At 63.6% G+C, this 22,920-nt stretch carries 18 protein-coding genes and 4 pseudogenes; 12 read left to right on the forward strand and 10 right to left on the reverse strand.

Going from position 1 to position 22,920, the window contains the following annotated elements:
- Positions 1 to 13 precede the first annotated feature (13 nt).
- Positions 14 to 760 carry a cobalt-precorrin-6A reductase gene (locus PW843_26830; GenBank protein ID MDE1150184.1) on the forward strand — a complete coding sequence of 249 codons (747 nt, stop codon included), beginning with the start codon at positions 14 to 16 and terminating at the stop codon, positions 758 to 760.
- Here PW843_26830 and cobJ read toward each other — a convergent pair.
- The 6 genes from cobJ to cobW are packed head-to-tail and all read right to left on the reverse strand — an operon-like array spanning position 733 to position 9,163.
- On the reverse strand, positions 733 to 1,524 hold the full coding sequence (cobJ, locus tag PW843_26835; protein MDE1150185.1) for a precorrin-3B C(17)-methyltransferase: 792 nt from the start codon (positions 1,522 to 1,524) through the stop codon (positions 733 to 735). The two genes, PW843_26830 and cobJ, sit on opposite strands and share 28 nt — an antisense overlap.
- Positions 1,521 to 2,300, reverse strand: a complete 780-nt coding sequence (locus tag PW843_26840) for a precorrin-2 C(20)-methyltransferase (GenBank protein ID MDE1150186.1) — start codon at positions 2,298 to 2,300, stop codon at positions 1,521 to 1,523. Before PW843_26840 ends, cobJ begins: the two co-directional genes overlap by 4 nt.
- 5 nt (positions 2,301 to 2,305) lie before the next feature.
- Positions 2,306 to 2,968, reverse strand: a complete 663-nt coding sequence (locus PW843_26845; GenBank protein ID MDE1150187.1) for a precorrin-8X methylmutase — start codon at positions 2,966 to 2,968, stop codon at positions 2,306 to 2,308.
- Complete coding sequence (gene cobG / locus PW843_26850) at positions 2,955 to 4,352, reverse strand: precorrin-3B synthase (GenBank protein ID MDE1150188.1); 1,398 nt, start codon at positions 4,350 to 4,352, stop codon at positions 2,955 to 2,957. Before cobG ends, PW843_26845 begins: the two co-directional genes overlap by 14 nt.
- Positions 4,349 to 8,065, reverse strand: a complete 3,717-nt coding sequence (gene cobN / locus PW843_26855; protein ID MDE1150189.1) for a cobaltochelatase subunit CobN — start codon at positions 8,063 to 8,065, stop codon at positions 4,349 to 4,351. The genes cobG and cobN overlap by 4 nt, the downstream gene beginning before the upstream one ends.
- 51 nt (positions 8,066 to 8,116) lie before the next feature.
- Positions 8,117 to 9,163 carry a cobalamin biosynthesis protein CobW gene (gene cobW / locus PW843_26860; GenBank protein MDE1150190.1) on the reverse strand — a complete coding sequence of 349 codons (1,047 nt, stop codon included), beginning with the start codon at positions 9,161 to 9,163 and terminating at the stop codon, positions 8,117 to 8,119.
- 476 nt (positions 9,164 to 9,639) lie between these two features.
- Here cobW and PW843_26865 point away from each other — a divergent pair, with 476 nt between their 5' ends.
- The 3 genes from PW843_26865 to PW843_26875 all read left to right on the forward strand — a co-directional run bounded on the left by PW843_26865 (position 9,640) and on the right by PW843_26875 (position 12,844).
- Complete coding sequence (locus PW843_26865) at positions 9,640 to 10,308, forward strand: hypothetical protein (protein ID MDE1150191.1); 669 nt, start codon at positions 9,640 to 9,642, stop codon at positions 10,306 to 10,308.
- Between the two features lie 14 nt (positions 10,309 to 10,322).
- Positions 10,323 to 11,915, forward strand: a complete 1,593-nt coding sequence (locus PW843_26870; GenBank protein ID MDE1150192.1) for a hypothetical protein — start codon at positions 10,323 to 10,325, stop codon at positions 11,913 to 11,915.
- A 104-nt stretch (positions 11,916 to 12,019) separates the two neighbouring features.
- Positions 12,020 to 12,844, forward strand: a complete 825-nt coding sequence (locus tag PW843_26875) for an IS5 family transposase (protein MDE1150193.1) — start codon at positions 12,020 to 12,022, stop codon at positions 12,842 to 12,844.
- A gap of 48 nt (positions 12,845 to 12,892) precedes the next feature.
- On the opposite strand, the pseudogene PW843_26880 reads toward PW843_26875, so the two are convergent.
- Positions 12,893 to 13,180: pseudogene (locus PW843_26880) on the reverse strand (transposase).
- A 204-nt stretch (positions 13,181 to 13,384) separates the two neighbouring features.
- Here PW843_26880 and PW843_26885 point away from each other — a divergent pair.
- Positions 13,385 to 14,074: pseudogene (locus PW843_26885) on the forward strand (IS256 family transposase).
- Positions 14,075 to 14,245: 171 nt separating this feature from the next.
- On the opposite strand, the pseudogene PW843_26890 reads toward PW843_26885, so the two are convergent.
- A pseudogene (locus PW843_26890) lies at positions 14,246 to 14,764 on the reverse strand (ATP-binding protein).
- A 321-nt stretch (positions 14,765 to 15,085) separates the two neighbouring features.
- Here PW843_26890 and PW843_26895 point away from each other — a divergent pair.
- Both PW843_26895 and PW843_26900 read left to right on the forward strand, forming a co-directional pair.
- Positions 15,086 to 15,247: a hypothetical protein gene (locus PW843_26895; GenBank protein MDE1150194.1), complete on the forward strand. Its 162-nt coding sequence runs from the start codon at positions 15,086 to 15,088 to the stop codon at positions 15,245 to 15,247.
- Complete coding sequence (locus PW843_26900; protein ID MDE1150195.1) at positions 15,228 to 17,276, forward strand: recombinase family protein; 2,049 nt, start codon at positions 15,228 to 15,230, stop codon at positions 17,274 to 17,276. Before PW843_26895 ends, PW843_26900 begins: the two co-directional genes overlap by 20 nt.
- Positions 17,277 to 17,292: 16 nt before the next feature.
- Here PW843_26900 and PW843_26905 read toward each other — a convergent pair whose 3' ends face one another.
- Together PW843_26905 and istA are read right to left on the reverse strand one after the other, a co-directional pair.
- Positions 17,293 to 17,637 carry an ATP-binding protein gene (locus PW843_26905; protein MDE1150196.1) on the reverse strand — a complete coding sequence of 115 codons (345 nt, stop codon included), beginning with the start codon at positions 17,635 to 17,637 and terminating at the stop codon, positions 17,293 to 17,295.
- A complete protein-coding gene (istA, locus tag PW843_26910; protein ID MDE1150197.1) occupies positions 17,634 to 18,932 on the reverse strand; it encodes an IS21 family transposase in 1,299 nt (432 codons plus the stop codon). Before istA ends, PW843_26905 begins: the two co-directional genes overlap by 4 nt.
- Positions 18,933 to 19,250: 318 nt before the next feature.
- Here istA and PW843_26915 point away from each other — a divergent pair.
- The 5 genes and pseudogenes from PW843_26915 to PW843_26935 form a co-directional block, all read left to right on the forward strand.
- A protein-coding gene (locus PW843_26915) for an IS630 family transposase (protein MDE1150198.1) occupies positions 19,251 to 20,194 on the forward strand; the annotation gives its coding sequence in 2 pieces (ribosomal slippage) (positions 19,251 to 19,586 and positions 19,589 to 20,194; 942 coding nt in all).
- 62 nt (positions 20,195 to 20,256) lie between these two features.
- Positions 20,257 to 20,364 (forward strand): annotated as a pseudogene (locus PW843_26920) (IS630 family transposase).
- Positions 20,365 to 20,647: 283 nt separating this feature from the next.
- Positions 20,648 to 20,833, forward strand: a complete 186-nt coding sequence (locus PW843_26925) for a hypothetical protein (protein MDE1150199.1) — start codon at positions 20,648 to 20,650, stop codon at positions 20,831 to 20,833.
- Positions 20,834 to 21,110: 277 nt separating this feature from the next.
- Positions 21,111 to 22,394 (forward strand): DUF6212 domain-containing protein, encoded by a 1,284-nt coding sequence (locus tag PW843_26930; GenBank protein ID MDE1150200.1) that lies wholly within the window; start codon positions 21,111 to 21,113, stop codon positions 22,392 to 22,394.
- Positions 22,395 to 22,419: 25 nt separating this feature from the next.
- A partial coding sequence (locus PW843_26935; GenBank protein MDE1150201.1) for a glycosyltransferase family A protein occupies positions 22,420 to 22,920 on the forward strand: 501 nt, incomplete at its 3' end.

Raw genomic sequence — 22,920 nt, forward strand, 5'->3', positions numbered from 1 at the left:
TGGAGAGGGGGCGATGCGCGTACTGGTCCTGGGCGGCACGACGGAGGCGCGGGAACTGGCGGGTCTGCTGGCGACGGACGGCCGCTTCGATGCCACCCTGTCGCTGGCCGGCCGTACGCGGACACCGGCGGCCCAGCCCCTGCCGACGCGCGTCGGCGGCTTTGGTGGTGCTGAAGGCCTGGCTGCCTATCTGCGCGATCAGGGCTTCCAGGCGGTAATCGATGCCACCCATCCTTTCGCTGCCCAGATCAGCCGGAACGCGGAGGTTGCCTGTGCCCAGGCCGGCGTGCCCTTGGCGGTGCTGACCCGCCAGCCCTGGACGCCGGAGGAAGGGGACGACTGGCTCATGGTGCCGAACATCGATGAAGCGGCAACCGCCGTGGCATGCCTGCCGTATGCCGTGTTCCTGACCGTTGGCCGCCAGGAACTGGAGCCCTTCCTGGAGATGAGCCACCGGTTCCTGGTGCGCGCCGTGGACCCGCCCGATGCCCTGCCGGAAAATACCGACCTGATACTGGACCGGGGCCCCTACACGGTGGAGGCGGAAACCCGTCTCATGCGCCAGCACGGCACCGGCATCCTGATCACCAAGAACAGCGGTGGCACGGCCACGGCGGCCAAGCTGGCGGCGGCGCGGGCCTTGGGCGTGCAGGTGATCATGGTGGAACGGCCGCCCGCCGGCTCCGCCCCCCGTTTCTACGCCGCATCCGACGTTATGGCCTGGCTGGCCGCTCACGCGCCCTCCGCCGCCGGGATGTAGCTGCGCGGGGTATAGACCCAGGCGTCGCCGCCCCTGCCGTCATTCTGGCCGTCATTGCGGGGCAGCAGCCGGGTCTGGCTGGACCCGATCAGCACCAGGGTGCGCATGTCGGCCGTGGCTGGGTCGCAGTCGGCCAGCGTGGTGATGGTCACGTCCTCATCCGGCCGGCCCACGGCGCGGGCCAGCACCACCGGCGTCGCCGGGTCCTTCAGCGTGCGCAAGGTTTCCAGCGCCGCACCCAGCTGCCAGGGCCGCGCCTTGCTGATGGGGTTGTACAGGGCGATGACGAAGTCGGCCTCCGCCGCCAGGCGCAGGCGCTTCAGCACCACGTCCCAGGGCTTCAGGTTGTCCGACAGCGACAGCACGCAGAAATCATGGCCCAAGGGGGCACCCACCCGCGCGGCGGCGGCCAGCATGGCGGACACGCCGGGGCACACGCGCACCGGCACGGCGGCCCAGGCCGGGTCGTCCCGGGTCTCCAGCGCCTCGAACAATGCCGACGCCATGGCGAAGACGCCGGGGTCGCCGCCCGACACCAGGGCGACGTGGGCGCCCTTGACCGCCAGGTCCAGCGCCAGGCGCGCGCGCGACAGTTCCACCCGGTTGTCGGATCCGTGGCGGCGGTGCGGTCCTGCCGGGATGCGGTCCAGATAGGGGCCGTAGCCCACCAGGTCGGTGGAAGCGGCCAGCACCTCCGCCACCTCCGGCGTCAGCCAGCGGTCGGGGCCGGGGCCCAGGCCCACCACAGTCAGCGATCCGGTCATTCCGCGGCCCCTTGATTGGCGGCGGCGGTCAGCACGCCACCGCGCTTGCCCTGGCCGGGGATCAGGATCATGGAGAAATAAGGGGCCACGTCCGGCGCCTCGGCCAGCGGGTGCACCCGCTGTTCCCCCGTGGTGCCGCGTTCCACGTACCAGGCGCGGGCGGTCAGGCCCAGGCCCTCGATCACCCGGCGCACCTTGGGCAGGTTGCCGCCCAGTTTCATGACGGCGGCGGCGTCGGCGGCGGACAAGGCGGCGGCCAGCGCCGCTTCGCCCAAGGTGCCGGGGATGACCGACAGCACGTCGTCGCGGATGGTCAGCGGTATCGGCAGTTGTGCCGCACAGCCCAGGAGGGAGGGCACGCCCGGCACCACCACCGCCTTGAAACGCGGCGTCAGGCGCAGGTGCAGATGCATGTAGGACCCGTAGAAGAACGGATCGCCCTCGTTCAGCACGGCGACGTCGCGGCCGGCGGACAGCAAGGCGGCCAGGCGCTCCGCCTGTTCATCGAAGAAGGCCTCGATGGCGTCGTTATAGGCGGCGCTGTCGGGGGGTAGTTCGGTGGTGACGGGATAGACCATCGCCACCTCCTCCTGCCCCGCCGTGGGCAAATGGGGGGCCGCGATGCGCCGTGCCTGGCCGGGCCCGCCGCGCTTGGCGAAATAGGCCACCACCGGGCATGCGTGCAGCAGGCGCACCGCCTTCAGGGTCATCAGTTCCGGGTCACCAGGGCCGGTGCCGATGCCGTAAAGCGTGCCGGGGATGATTTCAGTCGTCATCGCCGTCACTCCCGATCAGACGCCAGGGCGTTGACCGCCGCCGCCGCCATGGCGCTGCCCCCCCGGCGCCCAGCCACCGCCAGATAGGGAAGATCCCAGGGGTTGGTCGCCAGGGCATCCTTGCTTTCGGCGGCCCCGACGAAACCCACGGGGAAGCCCAGGATGGCCGCCGGGCGCGGGCCGCCGGACGCCACCATCTCCAGCAGATGGAACAGGGCGGTGGGCGCGTTGCCGATGGCCACCACTGCCCCTTCCAGGTGCGGGCGCCACAGTTCCAACGCCGCGGCGGACCGTGTGGTGCCAAGGTCGGTCGCCAGGCCGGGCACGTCCGCGTCGTTCAGGGTGCAGATGACCGGATTGTCGGCCGGCAGGCGGGCGCGGGTGACACCGTGCGCCACCATCTGGGCGTCGCACAGGATGGGCGCGCCGGCGCGCAGGGCGGCGCGGGCGGCCGTGCCCACGTCGGCGGAGAACAGCAGGTGCTCGGACGTCTCGACCAGGCCCGCCGCGTGGATGATGCGCACGGCCACGGGGCGCAGGTCCTCCGGCAAATGGTCCAGCCTGGCCTCCGCCCGGATGATGGCAAAGGACTTGGCATAGATGGCTGCCCCGTCGCGGATATAGTCGTAGGCGGGGGCCCCGTGGGTCTGGGGTTCAGGACTGGACACCGGGACTTTCCTCCGCGCGGGCGCGCGTTGCTGCCATTTGGTCGTTGATCAGGGCGGCGACCGGTTCGGGGCCGCCCAGGCGGGTGATGAAGCTGGCCGGATCCTCACCCGGCCGTGCCCGCCCGGTATAGACAGCTTCCAGCGCCGCCACCAGCGATGTGACGGTTCGCTTGTCCAATCTTGTCCATTGCATGGTGCCGCCGGCCGGTGTCAGCAGGCCGAGATCATAGCCATCGGGCCGAGCCGTCAAAGTGATTGGGCTTGCCGCCGGATGGGCGCAGCCCTTGGCGCAGGCCGAAACGTGGATGTGCCCATGCGCCAGCAGGCGGGGGGCGACGGCCGCCAGCGCCAGCGCGTCGCCGCGCGCGTCCGTCAGGCCCGAATCACACGCACCCCGGCCGCTGCACGCTGACAGCGCCAGGCGCGGATCGTCGGCGGCCAGGATGAAACCCAGGGGCTGAAAGATTTCAACTGGGTCGTTGGCGGCGGTCCCTTCCAGCAGCAGGGCGCGCCAGGGGGTCAGACGCAGGGCCGGCGCCATATGGGCGAGGAGCGCCAGCATTTCGGCCCGCAGGCCACCGAAAGGAAAGGCGACGCCCGTCCATGAAGCGTGCGCACCCAGCACCCGGTTCAACTGCAAATCGGGCAGAACATTATCGGCGGGCGGCGGCGCCAGCGGCACACTGGTGGCCAACTTCCTTGTCCCTTCCGCGGCCACCAGAGCGCCCAGGCGATGGTAGCGGCCGGCCGAGAGATCGACATAGGCACGGGCCAGGGCCAGGGCGGTGTCTACCACCGCGTGGGCTGCACAGATACCCAGGGGCGAGGCGCTCACCTGGTCGCCGCCCACGGCCACACGGAAGAGGTCGCTGCCGGACAGGGCGTCGAACCGGATGTCGCCCACGGCATCGGCCAGGGGTGCCTGTCCGCCGCCGTTCAGGGTAAAGCTGAACTTGGCCGGCAGGGTGGACCACAGGTCGGGACTATCGGCGAGCGCCGCGTCCAGCGCCCGGGCCAGGGAGCGCACGGGCGTGCAGGCCGGGTCCAGGCCGCAGGTCGGGCTGCACAGCACGTTGCGCACCCGTTCGGCCGCCGGATCGCCGTTGACCAAGCCCAGTTCGCGCAGGGCGTCGGTCAGGGCGGACAGGGAGGTTTCGCGCACACCCCGGATTTGCAGGTTGGCGCGCTGGCTCAAATCCACCAGGCCATTGCCGTGGCGGTCGGCCAGATCCGCGATCGCCGCCGCCATGGGGCCCGTCAGCGTTCCGCCGGGAACGCGCAGGCGTACCAGAAGGCCGTCGGCCACCGGCATGGGCACCAGGGCGCCGGGACAGGCGCCGCGCGTGCGGGGGGGATTGGGCGTGGGGGCGGCGGCGGCGGTCATGCCAGTTCCTCCCGCAGGCGGGCCAGATCCTCTGCCGTGGAATTGCGCCTGGGGTGCCACAGGCCACGCCGCAGCGCTTCCTCCAGCCGATTCAGGATCAGGACGGCGGCGTCCGGGTTGCTGGCGGCCAGCCAGTTCCAGATATCGGTGTCGGCGACATAGGCGTCGAACAGGCTGTCCACCTGGTGCGACCGGATGGCGCCGGCCAGGGCGGCCAAGGCGACGGCGCCGTCGACCGTGCGCGCCAGGCTGCCAGCGCCGGCGTAGCCATGGCGCCGCTGCCCCGCGATCCAGCGCGGGTTGACGGCCCGGCCGCGCACCACGCGGGCGGCCTCCTCCGCCAGGGTGCGGGGAACGATGCGTTCCGGCTCGGCACTGTCGACGTGATAGAGGATGGGATCGCTGCCCAGCAGGCCGGCGGCGGCGGCGAACCCGCCCTCGAACTGGGTCATGCCGTCATTGTCCAGCACGTCGGTTTCGCGCTGGTCCTGGATGTGGACCAGGGCGTCGGCCAGGCCCACGCGGCGGCGGAACAGGGCCGGCAGGGCGATGCCGTCCAGGTCTGCGCCATAGGCGTGGCAGCCGCTGTCCAGATAGGTGGCACCCAGCTGGTCGCGGGCCTGCCAGTCGCCGGTGGCCAACGGCTGCGCCAGGCCGGTGCCGTAACCACCGGGGGCGGCACCAAACACCCGGGCCGTGGCCTGGCGCCAGGCGGGGTCTTCAGCCATGCCGCTGGCCGCCAGGGTGTCGCGGTCAGCGCGGGCCGCCTGGGCCAGCGGGTTGACCTCGCTTGCCTCGTCCAGGCCGGCGATCTTGCGCGCCGCCTGATCGAACAGCGCCAGTTGCGCCGGGAACATGTCGCGGAACAGGCCGGAGATGCGCAGGGTCACGTCCACGCGCGGCCGGCCCAACACCGTGGCCGGCAACACCTCCACCCCGGTGACGCGGCCGGATCCGGCCTCCCACAGGGGCCGGACACCCATCAGGGCCAGGGCCTGGGCCAGTTCCTCACCGCCGGTGCGCAAGGTTGGGCTGCCCCAGCAATCCACCACCAGCTGGCGTGGCCAGTCGCCCTGGTCCTGCAAATGGCGGGTCAGCACGGCGTCCGCCCCCTTCCAGCCCAGCGCCCAGGCGCTGGGCGTGGGCACTGCGCGGGGGTCGATGGCGTAGAGGTTGCGGCCGGTGGGCAGCACGTCGGCCCGGCCGCGCGCCGGCGATCCGCCGGGGCCGGGGGCGATGAAGCGGCCGTCCAGGCCCGCCAGCAAGGCCGCCATTTCCGCCGGGCCGCTGGCGGCCAGCACGGGCGCCACCTCGTGATGCAGGGCCTCAAGGTTGGCGGTTGTCCGTGACCATTCCGTATGCGGAACAAGATCGCCGGCCACCAGTTCGCGCGTCATCCCGTCCAGGGCGGCCCGCACGCGGCCGTGGGTGACGGCACCAATCACGCGGGCTGCCAGCGTGGGGGGCAGCGGATGGGGCCAGGGCTGGGCGGCCTCGCCGTTGAACAGGTCCTCCAACGTGCCGCCCAGGCCCAGGTCGCGGGCCAGCGCGTCGGTCAGGGCCGGTCGGTCCCGGCGGGGGAAACGGGCGATGGCCGCCAGGAAGGCGGTTTGGGATCCCGCGTCCGGGGCCTGGCCGAACAGGTGCAGGCCGTCGCGGATCTGCATCTCCTTGATGTCGCAGAGATGGGCGTCCAGCCGCGCCAGGGAATCATCGTCCAGGTCACCGGTGGCCGTTGCTGCGGGCAGGTTCAGGTCGTGGCTGACCCCGGCGCTCCATGCCAGATCGCGGATGCGGGTCCGCAGGGTGGGTAGGCGGCGCGGATCCAGGCTCTGCGCCTGGGCGTATTCGTCCAGCGCCTGTTCCAGGGCCGCCAAGTCGCCATGTAGGCCGGCAGGGCTGGGGGGAGGCGGCAGATGCCCCACCAGGGCCGCACCCAGGCGGCGGCGGGCCTGCACGCCCTCACCGGGGTTGGTGGCGATGTAGGGATAAAGGACGGGCAGGGGGCCGGCCAGCCGCTCGGGCCAGCAGTCGGCCGACAGGGCCACTGCCTTGCCCGGCAGCCATTCCAGGGTGCCGTGCGCACCGACCTGCACCAGGGCGTGGATGTCCAGGATATGGCGCAGCCAAAGGTGGAAGGCGGCGTAGCCGTGACTGGGTGGCGTGTCGGGATCGTGGTGGGCGGCGCTGTCGATGGCGCCGTGGCCCCGGCTGGGCTGCACCGCCACGGTGACATTGCTGCAGGACAGCAAGCGGAAGCGGAAGGCCCCGTTCTGGACCAGCGGGTCGTCTTCGGGCGATCCCCAGGTGGCGGTGACGGCATCTAGCGCCGCCGGTTCCAGGTGCCGGATATAATCGGCCACCATCAGGCCGGGTGCCTGGGCGTTGGCCCGCCCACGCAGGGCGGTCATCAGGGTGCTGCCGTCGGCCGGGGTGTTCGCGACCCCGTAGCCCGCCGTTGCCATGGCTTTCAGCATGGCCAGCGTGCTGGCCGGCGTATCCAGGCCCAGGGCCAGGCCGGCGCCGCCGCGGGCGGGATAGTCCGACAACACCAGGGCCACGCGGCGGCTGGCGCGTGGTGTGGCGGCCAGGCGGACCAGTGCCGCCGCCCTGTCGGCCAAGGCCGCTATCCGGTCGGGACGCGGGCGGCTCAACACCGGGGCGTATTCCAGCGCGGGATCCCAGTCGGCCGCGGCCTTGAAGGCGATGGCGGGGCCTTGCAGGCGGCCATCCATCTCCGGCAGCACCACATTCATGGCCAGGTCCGCGGGGCTCAGGCCGGCACGGGCCTTTCGCCAGGCGTCCTCCGTGCCGGTGGACAGCACGGCTTGCAGCACCGGGACACCGGCGGCGTCCAGGGGGCTGGCCTCTTCGGCTTGGCCCTTCTGGGCTTGCCGGGCGGAAAAACCGGTGGCGTTCAGCACCAGGGCCGGTGCCAACTGGCGCAGCTCCATGGCCAGCCAGGCGGCGGCATCGGCCTCCTTCAGGCTGGCCACATAATAAAGGTGCGGCGTTAACCCGCGGTGGGCCAGCGCGTCGGCCAGGGCACGCAGGGCGGTCAGGTTGCCGGCCTGCAAGTGCGACCGGTAGAAGACGACGGCCGCGATTTGTCCGTTGCCGGCGATGGCCGGCGGCGTCCACCCGTCATGCCGGCCGAAGCGGGGTAGGGGCGCCGGATTCGTCTCGGCCAGCGTGGCCGGCGCCGACCGGCCCAGCGCCTTGGCGCAGCCGGCGATGAAACGGGCCATGTTGTCCGGGCCACCCTCCACGAAACAGCGCCATAGGCGGTGGGTGGAGCCCAGGTCCAGGGTGCAGGCGGCGTCCAGGGCCGGATCGGCCTTGGCTTCCCCCGGCAAGACAGCCAGAGGAATGCGACCGGCCCGGCAGGTTTCAGCCACCCGCTCGAGGCCGTAACGCCAATAGCCGGCACCGCCGTTCAGGCGCAGCACGACCAAACCGGCACCGGCCACCACCGTGTCGACATAAAGATCGACGGACAGCGGGTGGCCTAGCCGCATCAGGCTGGCCAGACGCAGGCTGGGCCGCCAGGCCGCGACGCCGGATGCATGATCAAGCGCGTGGTAAGCCGCCGCGACCGCCGACAGGTCGCTGTCGGAAAAGGACAGCACGACCAGGTCGGCTGGCGCCTGGCCCAGATCTTCAGCCTGGGGCGACGCCAGCAGATCCTCGGCCTGGGTGGGCAACAGGTGCATGAAAAGAACGGCCTCGACAGTCGGCCGGAATGGCCAGCGGCAGCAACACTATCAGGTGTTGGCCAATGCCGCTTCAATAGCCCCTCGGTCCATGCCCGTCTCGCCGATTACCACCAGGCGACTGTGCCGCGTCTCGTTCGGCCCCCACAGCCGGTCATAGCTGGTCTGGATGCGGCCGCCCACACCTTGGACCAGTAGGCGCATGGGCTTGCCCGGCACGTCGACGAAACCCTTCAGGCGCAGAATGCCGAAGCGCTGGGCCAGGTCGCCCAGCTGTTGGGCCAAGTTGGCCGGATCGCTCTGGGGGGGCAGGCTGGCGACGAAACTGGTGAAGTCGTCGTGGTCGTGCTCTTCGTCGCTGTCGTGATGGCTGACGCGGTTGTCCAGGTCCGCTTCCGCCGCGGCGGACAGGCCCAACAGGATATTGGCGTCCACAGCACCATGGCTGACGCGAATCAGGGGCGGAGCCGTCGGGCGCAGATCGCGCACCGTGGCGGCCACGACCGCCATGCCGGCCTCATCCACCAGGTCGGCCTTGCTCACCAGGATCAGGTCGGCGCACAATATCTGGTCTTCGAACACTTCCTGCACCGGCGTTTCATGTTCCACCGTGCCATCATCGGCTTCCATCGCCATTTTCTGACGGGCCAGGGCTTCGGCGTCGGGGGCGAATCGACCTTCGGCGACGGCGTCGGCCGCCACCACAGCCACCACGCCGTCCACCGTGACGCGCGACCGCACGGCTGGCCAGGTGAAGGCCCGGACCAGCGGCTTTGGCAGGGCCAAGCCGCTGGTCTCGATGATGATGTGGTCCGGTGGATCGGCCCGATTCAGCAGCGATTCCAGCGCCGGGACGAAATCGTCCGCGACGGTACAGCACAAACACCCGTTGGCCAGCTCGATCACCCGGTCCTCCGGACAGGCTTCGTCTCCGCAGCCTTTCAACACCGCGCCGTCGACGCCGACATCACCGAACTCATTGATAATCAAGGCCAAGCGCCGCCCACCGGGGCTTTGCAACAAGCTACGAATTAAGGTGGTCTTGCCGGCACCGAGGAAGCCGGTGATGATGGTGGTTGGGATTTTGAATTTGAGCATAAATAGATTTTCCAACGTGAAGATATAAGGCGATAATTCAGCATAGCAGTTCGGGCGGGAAGACTGTCTATATATGGTGACATCGCCCTTGCTCAAGATCGTATCGAATATTTTCTCGACATTGATCTAGAAGTGTTAGTCGTTGGCAGGCTCGCTCAAGGAAGTGGAAGCATTGATGTGGCTATGGCGTGGGGGCTGCCAGGGAGGGGGGTAGATATGCCTTGCCGATGGGAGATTAGGAATATTCGAAACAGAGAAGCACATTCCGGAATGTATTTCTGCGGGATATGGCTATAATATTAAGGTGATTTTGTCATGAGAATGATAATTGGAATGCATTGATGGTTTTAGTGCGGTAGCGCTTTAGTTTTAGGAGCTGAAATTGTTTGTTGTTGTTGACATTTGTTTTTTTTTGGCTATATCGGTTGTCGAACTGAAAGTCAGCAATCCAGCGCAACCTCGATTTTGGACGTATTATGGAAAGCAGTGAGAGATTTGACTTTTCTTTCTTGAATTCTTTTGAGTCCCTTGGTATAAACTGTGAATTTGGTTTTGTGCAGCGACGATGCGGCGTCGAGCCCGGGCATCTTTTGAGGTGGGCGTTTACACCGCTTGATAGTCTCAGGCAGGCTATTGCGGCTGATTTTTGCGAACTTTATCAATTCAAGAATTTGTTGCCTAGCGGAAGCGACATGGTGTGGGATGAAAAATATCACATATCTTTTCATACCAAGATGAAATCCACTATACAGGGGGGAGGATTTCAATTCAGCGAGGCGGAAAAAGAAAGGCGTGAAATTTGGGAAGCGGAGCACAAAAAAATTCTCTATCTTCGGGAAAAATTTCTAAAATCGGCCAAGGTGGGTGGAAATATATACGTCCTAAAGCTCGATTCTAAGCAAAGTGTCCCGGATATTTTGTCGATTTGGGGGAAGATTCGATCATTGGGATCTAATTCTCTTTTGTGTGTAAGGGAAGCATTAGTGTGCGAGGAAATTGGAACGATTAAGACCGTTGATTTAGGGTTGCATCTAGGTAATATAGATAGATTTGCGCCTAATAGTAAGGCGGATGATCTTTCCATTGGAATTTGGCTAAAATTATGCCAATTGGCTTGGGAAGTTTCATATACGGATAGAAAATAACAGGGGGGGGTATCTTGACTAGTGCTGTAATTGAGAAAAATATGAAGGAGCGCTCCACCAATTTGAGCGCGAATATTGCGGCGATATTTGAAAAATCTGCGGAAATTGATATTTCTCTTTTTTCTTTAGAAATGATAAGTCAGCAGGTTTCGGATTCTTACGAGTTGATCAAGATCGAATCTGGGAAGGAATTCCACAGAGCATTAGATTTTATGTCAATCCCTTTTCTAGAAAAAGCGTCAGCCGGCCCTGCTGCACTACTAGATGGTATTGTAGAAGTGCAGCAAGGGCCCAGGCCCTCGCTGAGGACTTTGGCGCTTAGGGAATTTCTGCGCGAAGGGAAATACAAGCTATTGAGTCCATTTACCGGAACGTTGAGTGTTGTTAACACTAGCTTGGGTCTCGAATGGTATTATCATCAGTATAATGGTGATTATTGTCTAGTATCTCATATGGGCGGTACCATGACAACTGATATCGTCGAAACAGTCTGGGTTTTCCCAAGGCATGGAGTCGCTATTTATATAGAAAATGGCCTAAACAAAGGTGAGATAGAAAAGGAAATATCAAAATTACTTTATAGATGTTTGTTAAATCGCGTTGAATTAATGGACTATATTAGTAGTTCTGTTCGGAGGCGTGTTATTTCACTTTCCGATTTTCCCTGTCCACACATGGCTCATAATCTTTGGAACGTTCAAACAGGGTGGGCAAATATAATCGACTCTATCGACCTTTCTGCCGCTAGACGTTTCATTTTTTATTCTAATCAGAATTTTTTTGGTCACCTAGATGAGATTCATTTGGATTCAGCAGTTGCTAGCCACAAAGATAATTTTATATCGGTGAGGAATGTCGATGAAATGTTTCGTGTAATTATGAAGGAAAATCTTTTTGTTCTTACTGTAAAAGATAAGTATTTTACAGAATCTTTTGCTCAAAAAGTAATTAAAACGGCTCAATCGCATTGTTCTAAAGAATTCTTAGATTATGTTATGCACATCAGGGCGCGCCCATTAATTGTAACAACAATTAGACTCGATAATAGGTCATGGATAGAGCAAGAAAAAGGCCTTATATCACTTTATAGAAGACTAATAGTTGATTTTCCACAGGTAGAATTCGTATTAGATGGATTGAGTTCAGATACCGCTAAAGAGTGGACGACAAGTTGGATGTCGATGGAGGCTGAGCTCCAGGTTGCTCAAAGAATTAAGGATGCCGTCGGTGAAGATCGTGTCCACCTTAGCGTCGGGAGAAAATTCTCGGAAAGCATAGTTCTTAACAACGCTGCTGATTTATTTATTGCGCCATCAGGTTCTGGAATGACGCTCTACAAGTGGGTATCTAATATTCCAGGAATAGCGTTTTCAAACCGTAGCGTTCTAGATTTGAAAAATTGGCATAGTTGGCCACTTCGAGTTTGGCATGATAATAAATTACGAGAGAATTTAGTGGCGACAATACATTTATCACCAGATGCGGTAACGGATGGAGAGATGCAAAGAAAAAGTATAACTCGGGCTAATTTTAGCTTGGATTGGATGAAATTATATGAGGCATCTTTGCCCCTAATTAAGGAGGTCGTGCAGTCAAAGCTGGAGTGAGTATTCAATTTTCTGCGACGTGACTATGAGGATTGCGCTGAGAGGCTGTTTGGAAAATAGCATAGGCCCTTGCGGTGTCGGCGATGTCATGATTCAAGCTGTTGATGTGGACGAAGCAGAGCCGTGGTCGGATGACCGAAATCGCCAAGAAGACGAAGCGCTATCCGTCTGACCTGACGGACGAGGAGTGGGAGCGGATCGCGTCACTGATGCCGAAGCCAGGCCGCCGCGGCCGGCCGCGCGAGGTTGACTTTCGGGAAGTGATCAACGCGGTTCGCTATCTTGTCCGGTCGGGTTGCGGGTGGCGGATGTTGCCGACCAATTTCGGCCCCTGGCAGACGGTCTACGGTTGGTTCCGCGAAATGGCGCGCCGGTTTCTGTTCCAGACCATTCACGATGTCGCGCTGATGGTTGATCGGGAGCGGGCGGGTCGGGAAGCGAGCCCCACGGCCGGGGTGATTGACAGCCAATCAGTCAAAGCACCGCATGCGGAAACAAGGGGTTACGACGCGGGCAAGACAGTCGTTGGTCGCAAGCGGCACATCGCCGTCGATACCGATGGGCGCCTGCTGATGGTCAAGCTGACACCAGCCGATATCTCCGACAGCGCCGGCGCACAGGCGATCCTGGAGGCGATCCGCAAACGCTGGCCTTGGGTGAAACACCTGTTCGCCGATGGCGCCTATGATCGCATGAAGCTGATGAACAAAGCCGCTTACCTGGATTTCGTCGTCGAGGTCATACGCCGGTGCGATGATCAGAAAGGATTCCGGGTGCTGCCCCGCCGCTGGGTTGTCGAGCGCATCTTCGGCTGGATGATCCGTTGGCGACGTCTCGTTCGTGATTATGAACGGCGAACCGATGTCTCACAGGCCATGATCTACGTCGCCATGGGCGGCAATCTGCTACCACGAAACGCTCATCCCTGATTTCCAAAACGGACTCTGAGCGCCCGGCCCGGAATCGGATAGGTGATTTTAAGCCCTTGCCAATCTCCTGGCGAGGAGCTTGACACTGGCGGCGAAGATCCTGGCCGTTGCGGTGTCGGTTCGCCGTTCGAAGTCCTTGGCGAGCCGGCGATTACGGCCCAGCCAGACGAAAGTCCGTTCCACCACCCAGCGCAGGGGCAGGACGACGAAGCCCTGGCGGTGTCGGATCGCAGGATCGCCCGTGGCGGCCAAGGCGGTCTCCAACTTGGCGCCCGAGTAGCCACCGTCGGCAAAGACACGCCGCAGCCACGGGAACGCGGTGCGGATCGAAGCTAAGCAGACTCCTTACTGGTTGCCCCACACATGTTGGTCTGATGATTCTGATGATTGTGTCCCTGGGCGTGGTGTAGGAGCGCCTCCGCCAGGTCAGGCCCTCCAGCCGGCTACGCCGGCCTCCACGCCTGACCTGGCGGGCGGTCATCGCGGTTCTTCGGGTAAAGTTTGGTCACCACAACAAAACCCCAACCGAGGGTGACCACGATGACCGACCCGATGATGGCGCTGCGCGTGATGCTTGAAAAGGGCGCAGACGCCGATGTGCTGAGACAGATGATCGGCTTTGCCGCCGAACGGCTGATGGAACTGGAGGTTCAGGAGTTGACCGGTGCCGGCCACGGCGAACGGTCGGCCGACCGCCTGGTTCAGCGCAATGGCTACCGTGACCGCGACTGGCACACCCGCGCCGGCACGGTGGAACTGCACATCCCCAAGCTGCGCAAAGGCAGCTACTTCCCGGGCTTCCTGGAACCTCGCCGCATGGCGGAGAAGGCGCTGACCGCCGTGATCCAGGAAGCCTACATCCAGGGCGTTTCCACCCGCGCCGTGGACGACCTGGTCCAGGCCATGGGCATGACCGGCATCTCCAAGAGCCAGGTCAGCCGGCTGTGCGAGGAGATCGACGGCCGGGTTAAGACCTTCCTGGAACGGCCGCTGGAAGGCGACTGGCCCTACCTGTGGATCGACGCCACCTATGTGAAGGTCCGCCAGAACGGCCGCATCGTCTCCGTGGCCGTCACCATCGCCGTGGCGGTCAATACCAACGGTCGGCGAGAGATCCTGGGCATGGACATCGGCACCTCGGAGGCCGAAACCTTCTGGGTGGAGTTCCTGCGCAAGCTCAAGCGCCGTGGCCTGGGCGGCGTCAAGCTGGCCGTCTCCGATGCCCACGAGTGTCAATCGGCGGTCACGTCCCACCACGTGGCGGGACGTGACCCCAACCTAAAATCATAATGCTCTAAAAGCGATGAGCGCCTGAATGTGAAACTGACCTCGCCAGCTGTAAATGGCGAAGTGATTTTCCCCAGAAGTGGCGACTTAAAAATCCCCAGATGGTTTGTTTGGCTAATTGATTGGGTGGGTGTCGGCGGGCCTCACTTTCGGCGGTCTTCCACGTTTTCGGATGGCTTGGAGCGGCGCGGTGTCGGGTCTTCGCCGCACGTTCTCGGGGATGAGGTCGGCATGCTGGCGTAGCCTGTAGCTGGCGCCTTCGATCTGCACGACGATGGCGTGGTGGAGAAGGCGATCGAGGAGCGCCGTAGCGACGACGGTGTCGCCGAAGACGTCCCCCCATTCGGCGAAGCCGCGGTTCGAGGTGAGGACCATGGCGCCCTTTTCGTATCGGGCGTTGACGAGCTGGAAGAAGAGGTTGCCGCCGCCAGGGACGACGGGGAGGTAGCCGATCTCATCGACGATGAGGAGTTGGGGGCGGCAGAGGAAGCGCAGGCGTTCCCGCAGGGTGCCTTCGCGTTCGGCCTTGGCGAGGGAAGCGATAAGGTCGGCCAGGGTGGTGAAGTAGACGGAGCGTCCCGCCTTGACGGCCTCGACGCCTAGGGCCGTGGCGAGGTGGGTCTTGCCGCATCCGGTCGAGGCAGCGGCATACTGCCCGATATCAGGGGCAGGACGCGACGATCCATTATCCGTTTCATCCGCGATGCGGTGAACGCGTAGGCATCATCCGGCGCCATTGCCTTGGCGGTAGCGTCATGCTGGTGGTCGAGCAACCGGACGGCACGCTGACCCATGTGCCGGAATGGATGACCGCCCCTGCAGCCCGTGACGCCGCCATCCGTGACGCTCCCCGCTTTCCCATGGAGGTATTGCAGGCTCTGCGTCTGACCGCTGACGCGGCCCTATCGTTGCTGTGTGAACGACGCAACGGAGGGCGGCATGAGGCATCGCGGAATGATGGTGCAGACGGATCTGTTCACGGCGACCCGGCCACTGGCAGCTCTTCCGCAGGAGGTTGCGCGCCGAGTCTTGCCGCTTCTGGAACAACTTTTGCTGGAAGTCCTGGCGAGCGAGGCCGTGACGCTGGAGGGGAACGATGAACAAGATCACCCCTGACCACCTGGCCCGTCGCGCCTACATCTACGTCCGTCAATCCAGTGCCGACCAGCTCCTGCACAACCATGAGAGCCGACGGCGCCAATACGGACTGGCGGATCGTGCCCGCCAACTCGGTTGGACGGATGTGGTGGTGATTGACGATGACCTCGGGCGATCAGGTGGTGGCATCGCGCGTCCCGGGTTCGAGCGGCTGCTGGGGGCGATCTGCGAAGGGCGGGTCGGCATTGTCCTGGCGATCGAAGCGTCGCGGCTCGCCCGCAACGGCCGGGACTGGCACACGCTGTTGGAGTTCTGCGGCCTCGTTGACTGCCTGCTGGCGGACGAGGACGGGGTCTACGACGCGCGGCTTCCGAACGACCGTCTCGTCTTGGGCATGAAGGGCACCATGAGCGAGATGGAGCTTTCCATCCTGCGCCAGCGATCGCTGGAAGCTCTGCGGCAGAAGGCCCGCCGGGGCGAGCTGTTTTTGACCGTGGCGGTCGGCTACGTCAAAACCCGCCATGACCGGATCGCCCTGAATCCGGACCAACGGGTGCGCGAGGCGCTCGCCTTGGTGTTTCGCAAGTTCGCCGAGTTCCAGAGTATCCGGCAGGTCCACCTCTGGCTTCGTCAGGAGCAGATCAGGCTACCGGCTGTCGAACAGACCGCCGACGGCCCCCGCATCGCGTGGAAGCTGCCTGTCTACAACACCATCCACCATCTGCTGACCAATCCCGTCTATGGCGGCGCCTACGTGTTTGGTCGGACCGGCAGCCGGGTCAGCGTGCGGGATGGGCGCAAACATGTCGTGCGCGGCTTCCGTCGCGCCCAGTCGGAATGGGAGGTGTTGATCCCCGAGCATCACGAGGGCTACATCTCGTGGGCGGAGTTCGGAAGGAACCAGGCACTGATCGCCGATAACGCCAACGGCAAAGGGCTTATGGCCCGCGGTTCGGTGCGCCGCGGTGACGCGCTGTTGGCTGGGCTGCTGCGCTGCGGGCACTGTGGTCGACGACTGCACGTCTCCTACAGCGGCACGGGCGGCTATTGTGTGCGTTACAACTGCCGTGGCGCACACATCAATCATGGAAGCGAACGCTGCATCTCGTTTGGCGGCTTGCGGGTCGATGGTGCCGTTGCGACAGAGGTCCTCAGGTTTCTGGCCCCATTGGGCATCGAGGCGGCCTTGCAGGCGATCGAAGCCCGCGAGGCCGAGGGGTCCGAGGCGCGCCGACAGACGGAACTCGCTTTGACCCAGGCCCGCTATGAGGCCGAGTTGGCACGCCGCCAGTATGATGCGGTTGATCCCGGCAACCGTCTCGTGGCGGCCGAGCTTGAGCGTCGGTGGAATGACCGGCTGGTAGAGGTCCACCGGCTGGAGGAACGCATAGGGGCGTTTGACGCCAACCCACGGGCCAGTTTCAAGGCCCAGGACCGTGCCCGCCTGATGGCGCTGGGCGCCGACATCCATACGCTCTGGCATCATGCTGGCGCGACGGCGGAGACGCGCAAGCGTATCCTGCGCACGGTCATCATCGAGATTGTCGCGAGGGTCGCCGCCGACACGATCCACCTCACCATTCACTGGCAGGGAGGCGATCACACCAGTCTGACCGTGCCGAAGAACCAAACCGGCAAACACCGTTGGCGAACCGACGCCGACACCGGTGACCTCATTCGGACCCTGGCACGGCAGCAGCCGGACGGGGGTATCGCCGCGATCCTGAACCGGGCCGGTAAACGTACCGGCAAGGGTAATAGTTGGACCGAAGCGCGGGTGCGCAGCTTCCGCAGCGCCCATGGCATAGCCGTCTACAGGGAGGGCGAGATCGCTGAACGAGGGGAACTGACCTTGGAGGAAGCGGCCACACGCCTACAGGTCAGCAAGATGACGGTGTTGCGTCTGATCGCCGGTGGTGCCATCCAGGCAAACCAGGCGTGTAAGGGAGCGCCTTGGGCGATTCCTGAAGCCCAGCTATCCGGGCTCAATCCGGCTTACCGTCCGGTAACAAAAAATCCGGATCAGAAGACCTTTGATTTCCAATAACGTAGCGAGGTGGGCATCATGACGCGAGAGCGGGCTGGCCCAAGAGGTGGAGGACTTCGTGCCGGTCGATGAAGTCCAGTTGGGCCAGGGCCAGGATACGGTCCCTGTCGAGGGAAGGCTGGAAGGCGAAGTCGAAGCCCGCCAGCGTCTTGACGGTGAGGAGGCGGCCCATCTGGAGGGCTGCCTTGACACGGCGTGCTTCCCGGAGCGCCAGTTCCTCGCCGAGCAGGGCGTCGATGGCCTCCAGGGTGGAGAGGGTGCCGCGCTCAGCCTGGCGCAGGACGTGGTCCAGCGTTTCCAGGGCGCGCGGCATCTTCAGGCCCACCAGGTGGCGCCGGATGCTGTCGAGGGTGGCGGTCATGGCGCGACCTCGCGCTGGATGTCGCCTTGGGCGAGCTGGCGGCCAACGGCGTCGTAGATGGCCAGGTCGCGCGGCGTAACGATCTCGCCGGGCCGCCGTGGCGGCGGCGCCTGGGGGGCGCATTGCCGGGGTGTCGTGCTGTTGACAGGCGGCGGCAGGACACGATGCCCGGCGATCAGGTGCCGGTGTCCACGTCCCTCCAGCACAGGATGGACGGCGATCCGGCGGCCATCCTCCAGGATGTGTACCTGGTCGGCGGTGAGTTGCACTTCGACGGCGCGGCGCCGGGTGCTATCGGGCACGGAATAGAGGTTGCCGCCAACGGATACCATACCGTCCTTGGTGATGCGGCGTTCCAGGGACAGGACGGTGGCATAGGGCATCGGGGGGATGGGCTTGAGGTGGGGCCGCTCCTCGGCGAAGTGCTCGATGACGATGCGCTGGGTGGTGGCGTGGCGGCGGATGTTGGCGACCTGGTCCAGCCATTGGCGCAGTTGGCCGTTCAGGTCGTCGAGGTTGCGGAAGGTGCGACCCAGGAAGAAGTCCTGGCGGATGTAGCGGAAGGGCCGCTCGACCTTGCCCTTGGTTTTGGGGCGGTAAGGTTTACAGGCCTTGGGCAGGAAGCCGTAATGGGCAGCCAGCTCCAGCAGGCGGGCGTTGTAGGCGATGCCGCCATCGGCGCCGTCATCGCCCGCCGCCTCGCCCAGCACGGCGGTCTTCATGCGGTCGTAGAGGATGCGGGCGGGCACGCCGCCCAGGGCCTGGAAGACGGCGATATGGCACCTCAGCACGGTGGCCAGGTCCTGGCGCGCGACGAAGCGTGCCCACAGCATGCGGCTGTGGCCCAGCACCAGGGAGAACAGCCACACCACCCGTTCCACGCCGGGCTCATCGGTGAAGCTGGCCTTGAAGTGGGCGAAGTCCACCTGGGCCTGATGCCCCGGCGGCGTCTCGAACCGCTGCTCATAGCCCTTGGCCGCCGCCGGTCGCACGGTGCGCAGGAAGTCCTTCACTGCCGTGTAGCCGCCGGAATAGCCCAGGGCCTGGATCTCCCGCAGCAGACGGCGGGCGCTCAGCCCGGGCACCGCGATCACCCGCTGGCGCAGGTAGGCCTCATAGGGCCCGACCACCGTGGGCTTGGACGGCCGGGGCGTATAGCGGGGCGGCTCCAGCCCCTGGGCGATGTAGCGACGGACAGTCTTGCGGTCCAGGCCGGTCTGCCGGGCAATGGCGGAGACGGTCAGCCCTTCACGGGCAAGTTCCAGGATCATGACGAGTTCCCCAAGTGTGACCACCAGTCCCCTCCCTCGCTCCTGCGAGGACAGTCTGGGTGACCAGCGGCCGCGAGGTCCCGGGGGGCATGCCCCCCGGGACCTCGCCGGTCAACGAAACTGGGGAAAATTCAGGCGCCACTTCTGGGGAGTATTCATTCGCCACTGACACCAGCCAGGTACAACCGGGTCGCCATGCTGTGGTCGTGCTGGACGGCGCTGAATGGCACGAGACCGGCGGCGACTTAGAGCATTTTGAAATAAGGCTGAATCGGTAAGGGGGATTCCCATTTATTTGGGCCTCTGATTCACTGCGTCTGTCTTGAGATGGAGGCAGTGGCGATGGGTCGTCCGTATTCAATGGATCTTCGTGAACGGGTAGTGGCCGCAGTTCAGGGGGGCCTGTCGCGGCGTCAGGCGGCGGCTCGGTTCGGTGTGAGCGACAGCGCGGCGATCAGGTGGATGAAGCGCCTGAACGAGACGGGTGACGTCGCCCCTGGTCAGATGGGCGGTCACAAGCCCAAGAAGATATCCGGTGACCATCACACCTGGCTTGTTGCGCGCTGCCAGGAGCGGCCCTTCACCCTGGCCGTCCTGATCGCGGAACTGGGGGAACGCGGCCTGAAGGTCGACTACCGTTCGGTCTGGGAGTTCGTCCGTGGCCAGGGGCTGACTTATAAAAAAAGACGCTGGTCGCCAGCGAGCAGGACCGCCCCGACGTTGCCCACCGACGAGCGCAATGGGTGAAGCACCGGGCGTCGGTCGATCCGTCCCGCCTGGTGTTCATCGACGAAACCTGGACCAAAACCAACATGGCGCCACTCCGAGGATGGGGGCCGCGCAGTGAGCGCCTTGTCGGCAAGGCGCCCTTTGGCCATTGGAACACCATGACCTTCCTGGCCGCCCTGCGCCATGACCGCATCGAGGCTCCTTGGCTCTTGAACAAGCCCGTCAACGGCCAGCGCTTCCAGGTCTATGTCGAGGAGGTTCTCGCTCCGACCTTGAGCAAGGGCGATGTCGTCATCATGGACAACCTTCCCTCCCACAAGGCCAAGCCCGTTCGCAAGGCCATCCGCGACGCCGGCGCTAAGTTAATCTTCTTACCAAAATACTCCCCGGACATGAACCCCATCGAGAAGTTCTTCTCCAAGCTCAAGCATTCTTTGCGTGAGGCCCAGCCACGATCTATCGAGGCCCTCTGCAAGAGCATCGTAAAGACCATGGATACTGTTACGCCAGCGGAATGCTCAAACTACTTCAAAAGTTGCGGGTATGGACCAACCTAAAATCATAATGCTCTAATCCTTCCGCCAAACCTCTCACTGTTCCATTTGTCGCCCTTTGACTGGAACTAAATCCGGCTGAAAATGTCTGGCAGTACCTTCGCTCAAACTTCCTCTCCAACCGTGTCTTCAACGACCACGCCGACATCGTCGATGCCTGCTTCAACGCATGGGTCGCTCTCACCGCCATTCCCGGCAAAATCACCAAATGAGACTGGGCAAGGGTCAATGTTTAGGGCTGGTGGTATTGCGCTCCGCCTCGGGATACGATTTCCGGACGCATATTCTCGAATAAGCGATGAATCATCCAATGGTTTCGAATTGGATGAATTATACATTCTAAAGTTTTTAATTAAATAGTGATTGTAATGGAGATAATCGCAAAATGAGATCGACGATTTGGCATTTCTGATGAAGTATAAATGTTGAATGCGGTCCGGTCTAATTTCTTGGCCTGTGATCGCCGGGTTCGCCCGCTACCTGTCGATCCCGGCGGACCGTTTTGCCGCGCTGTTTTCCGATTGCGGGCTGGCGGCGCAGGCACTATGCTGCCCAAACAAAGATTATCTTAAATTTGAGGTTAAAACCGCGTTAATGGCCCTGGAATTTCCAGATCATGGCGGGGTTGGCTATTTAAAATAAGATAAACGCAAACAATTGGCGCTGGTTAATAAAGAAGGGAAGTTTGGGGATTATGGCGGAGCCCTCAATCCAAAAGAACGGTACTCTCTTGTCTTCCAAGAAGGCCGTTGCTGGACTTGATCCTTCAAGTGTCAAGATTATCATCCCCGCGTCGGACCGTCGGTTTGTAGCCGATTCCCTGCTGGCGTCCGGAGTGACGCTGGTGTGGGCTGGTGTCGAGGGCAAAAATTTGCGCTTCTCCGTCAGCGGAGCCGAACAAGGCCTTGAGCCCAAGGTTGTGCCCACGGATATCGTCGCGGCCGTGTCGTTCAGCGATGAGGGCGCGGCCATCGTTGTCGCCGCCGCCGCAGAATGGCAGGCGCGCGGCTGGCCGGCGTTGCGGACGCATAGGGTTGCCGCGCCGCCGGGCGGCGAGGCGGCCGCCTTCGCCCGTCACGTCCAGGAGATTCTCTTCGCCCGCTATCGCGACATGGCCACCATGGCCACCCGCCTGATGCGCGAACTGGCTGAGGTGCGTGCGCTGCACGAAGGGATGCAGGAAAATTTCCTGGCGGTGGAAGAGTATCTGTCTCGGCAGAATCCGCCGCGCCTGTCGCTGCTGCACAGCAGCGCGCCCAGCGGGTATGTCACCCAGCTGTCGGCCGAATCGCCCACCGTCCGCCAGCGCCTTCCCCTGCCGTCACGGTCCGTCATCGCCATCGATGTGCACCTGGACAGCGTGCCGGGCGGGGACGGCACCTTGACCGTCGCCCTGTTCGACCAGCCTGAGGGCAATCTGCTTGAACAATGGTCGGTCGCCGGCAGCGATCTGGAACCAGGCTGGCTGACATTCAGCCTGCCACGCGCCTTGAGCGGCATGCGGACGGATTTGGACCTGGTCTGCACCTGGCAGGGGGATGAATACGGTCCCGCCCTTTCCCTTGGCATGTTGTGCCCCTTGCCCGACCTGTGCGCGTCCGGACCCAAGGATGAGGAGCTGCGTCCGCTCAGCCTCCAGATCTGGGGTGGTCTGATGGGCGTCGGCAGCATTCCCGACCTGGGGCCGGTCCGGCTCTTGTCGGAGCAATCGCGTGACGGCCTGGTCCGGTATGTGCCGCGCCGCACCTTGCTGGCGGCCCAGTCCCTGTGGGTCATCCCCGACAGCATAGACTTCACCATCGTGGGCGCGGTGGACGGCGAACTGCGCGTCCATCCGCTGGAAGGCATGCTGGTGGGGGCGGTGCTGCAGAAGGCGTGCCCCGCCGGCGCCGTGCGCATCGGCGTCACCGTCCTGACTGACAATCCGATGGCGTCGATCGTGGATTACGCCGTCTACGTGGGCGCGTCGTCCGCCCAGGCCGACCTGGCGTTCAAGGGAACGGCGCCGTCGCGTGGGCTTTCCGGCTTCTCGGGCTGGGTGCGGGTGCCGCCGGCGGTGCCGGCCACCCTGCACGTGGAACTGTTGCCCAACGCGGAGGAGCAGCACATTTTCATTGCCACCCGCCTCACCAACGGCAGCAGCTCGTCGTATGGCTGGGCCAATGTGAAATCCATCGAAGTCACCCGTACGGCACGGGGATGAAATGATGGATCAGAGGATCACAGAGATGCCCATGCCCGTCTCAGGGTGGAGGGCCGACGCCAATCCGGGCGTGATCCCGGAGGTCGTCATCGTCATTCCGGTCTTCAAGCACAATGGCCTGCTGTCCGAGGCGGTGGACTGCGCCTTGAAGCAGGATGCCAGGGTCAAGATCGTTATCGTCAACGACGGCTGCCCCTTCCCGGAGACGGATCTGGTCTGTGCCGCCTTCGCGACCGCCTATCCGGATGACATCACCTATCTGCGCCGTCCCAACGGCGGCCTTAGCGCTGCCCGCAACACCGGCATCGATTACGCCTTGGCCACCTGGCCGAACGCCGAGGCCGTTTACCTGCTGGATGCCGATAACCGCCTGGGCCCCAAGGCGTTGTCCAGCGCCCTGCAGTCCCTGCGCGCGTCGCCCGAGATCGGTTGGGTCTATCCGGACATCAGCATGTTCGGCCTGCCCTGGTATGGCAGCTTCTCGGGCGACTACTCCCTGCTGCTGCATACCGGCAACAACATCAGC

The sequence above is a fragment of the Azospirillaceae bacterium genome (assembly GCA_028283825.1).
Taxonomy (GTDB): domain Bacteria; phylum Pseudomonadota; class Alphaproteobacteria; order Azospirillales; family Azospirillaceae; genus Nitrospirillum.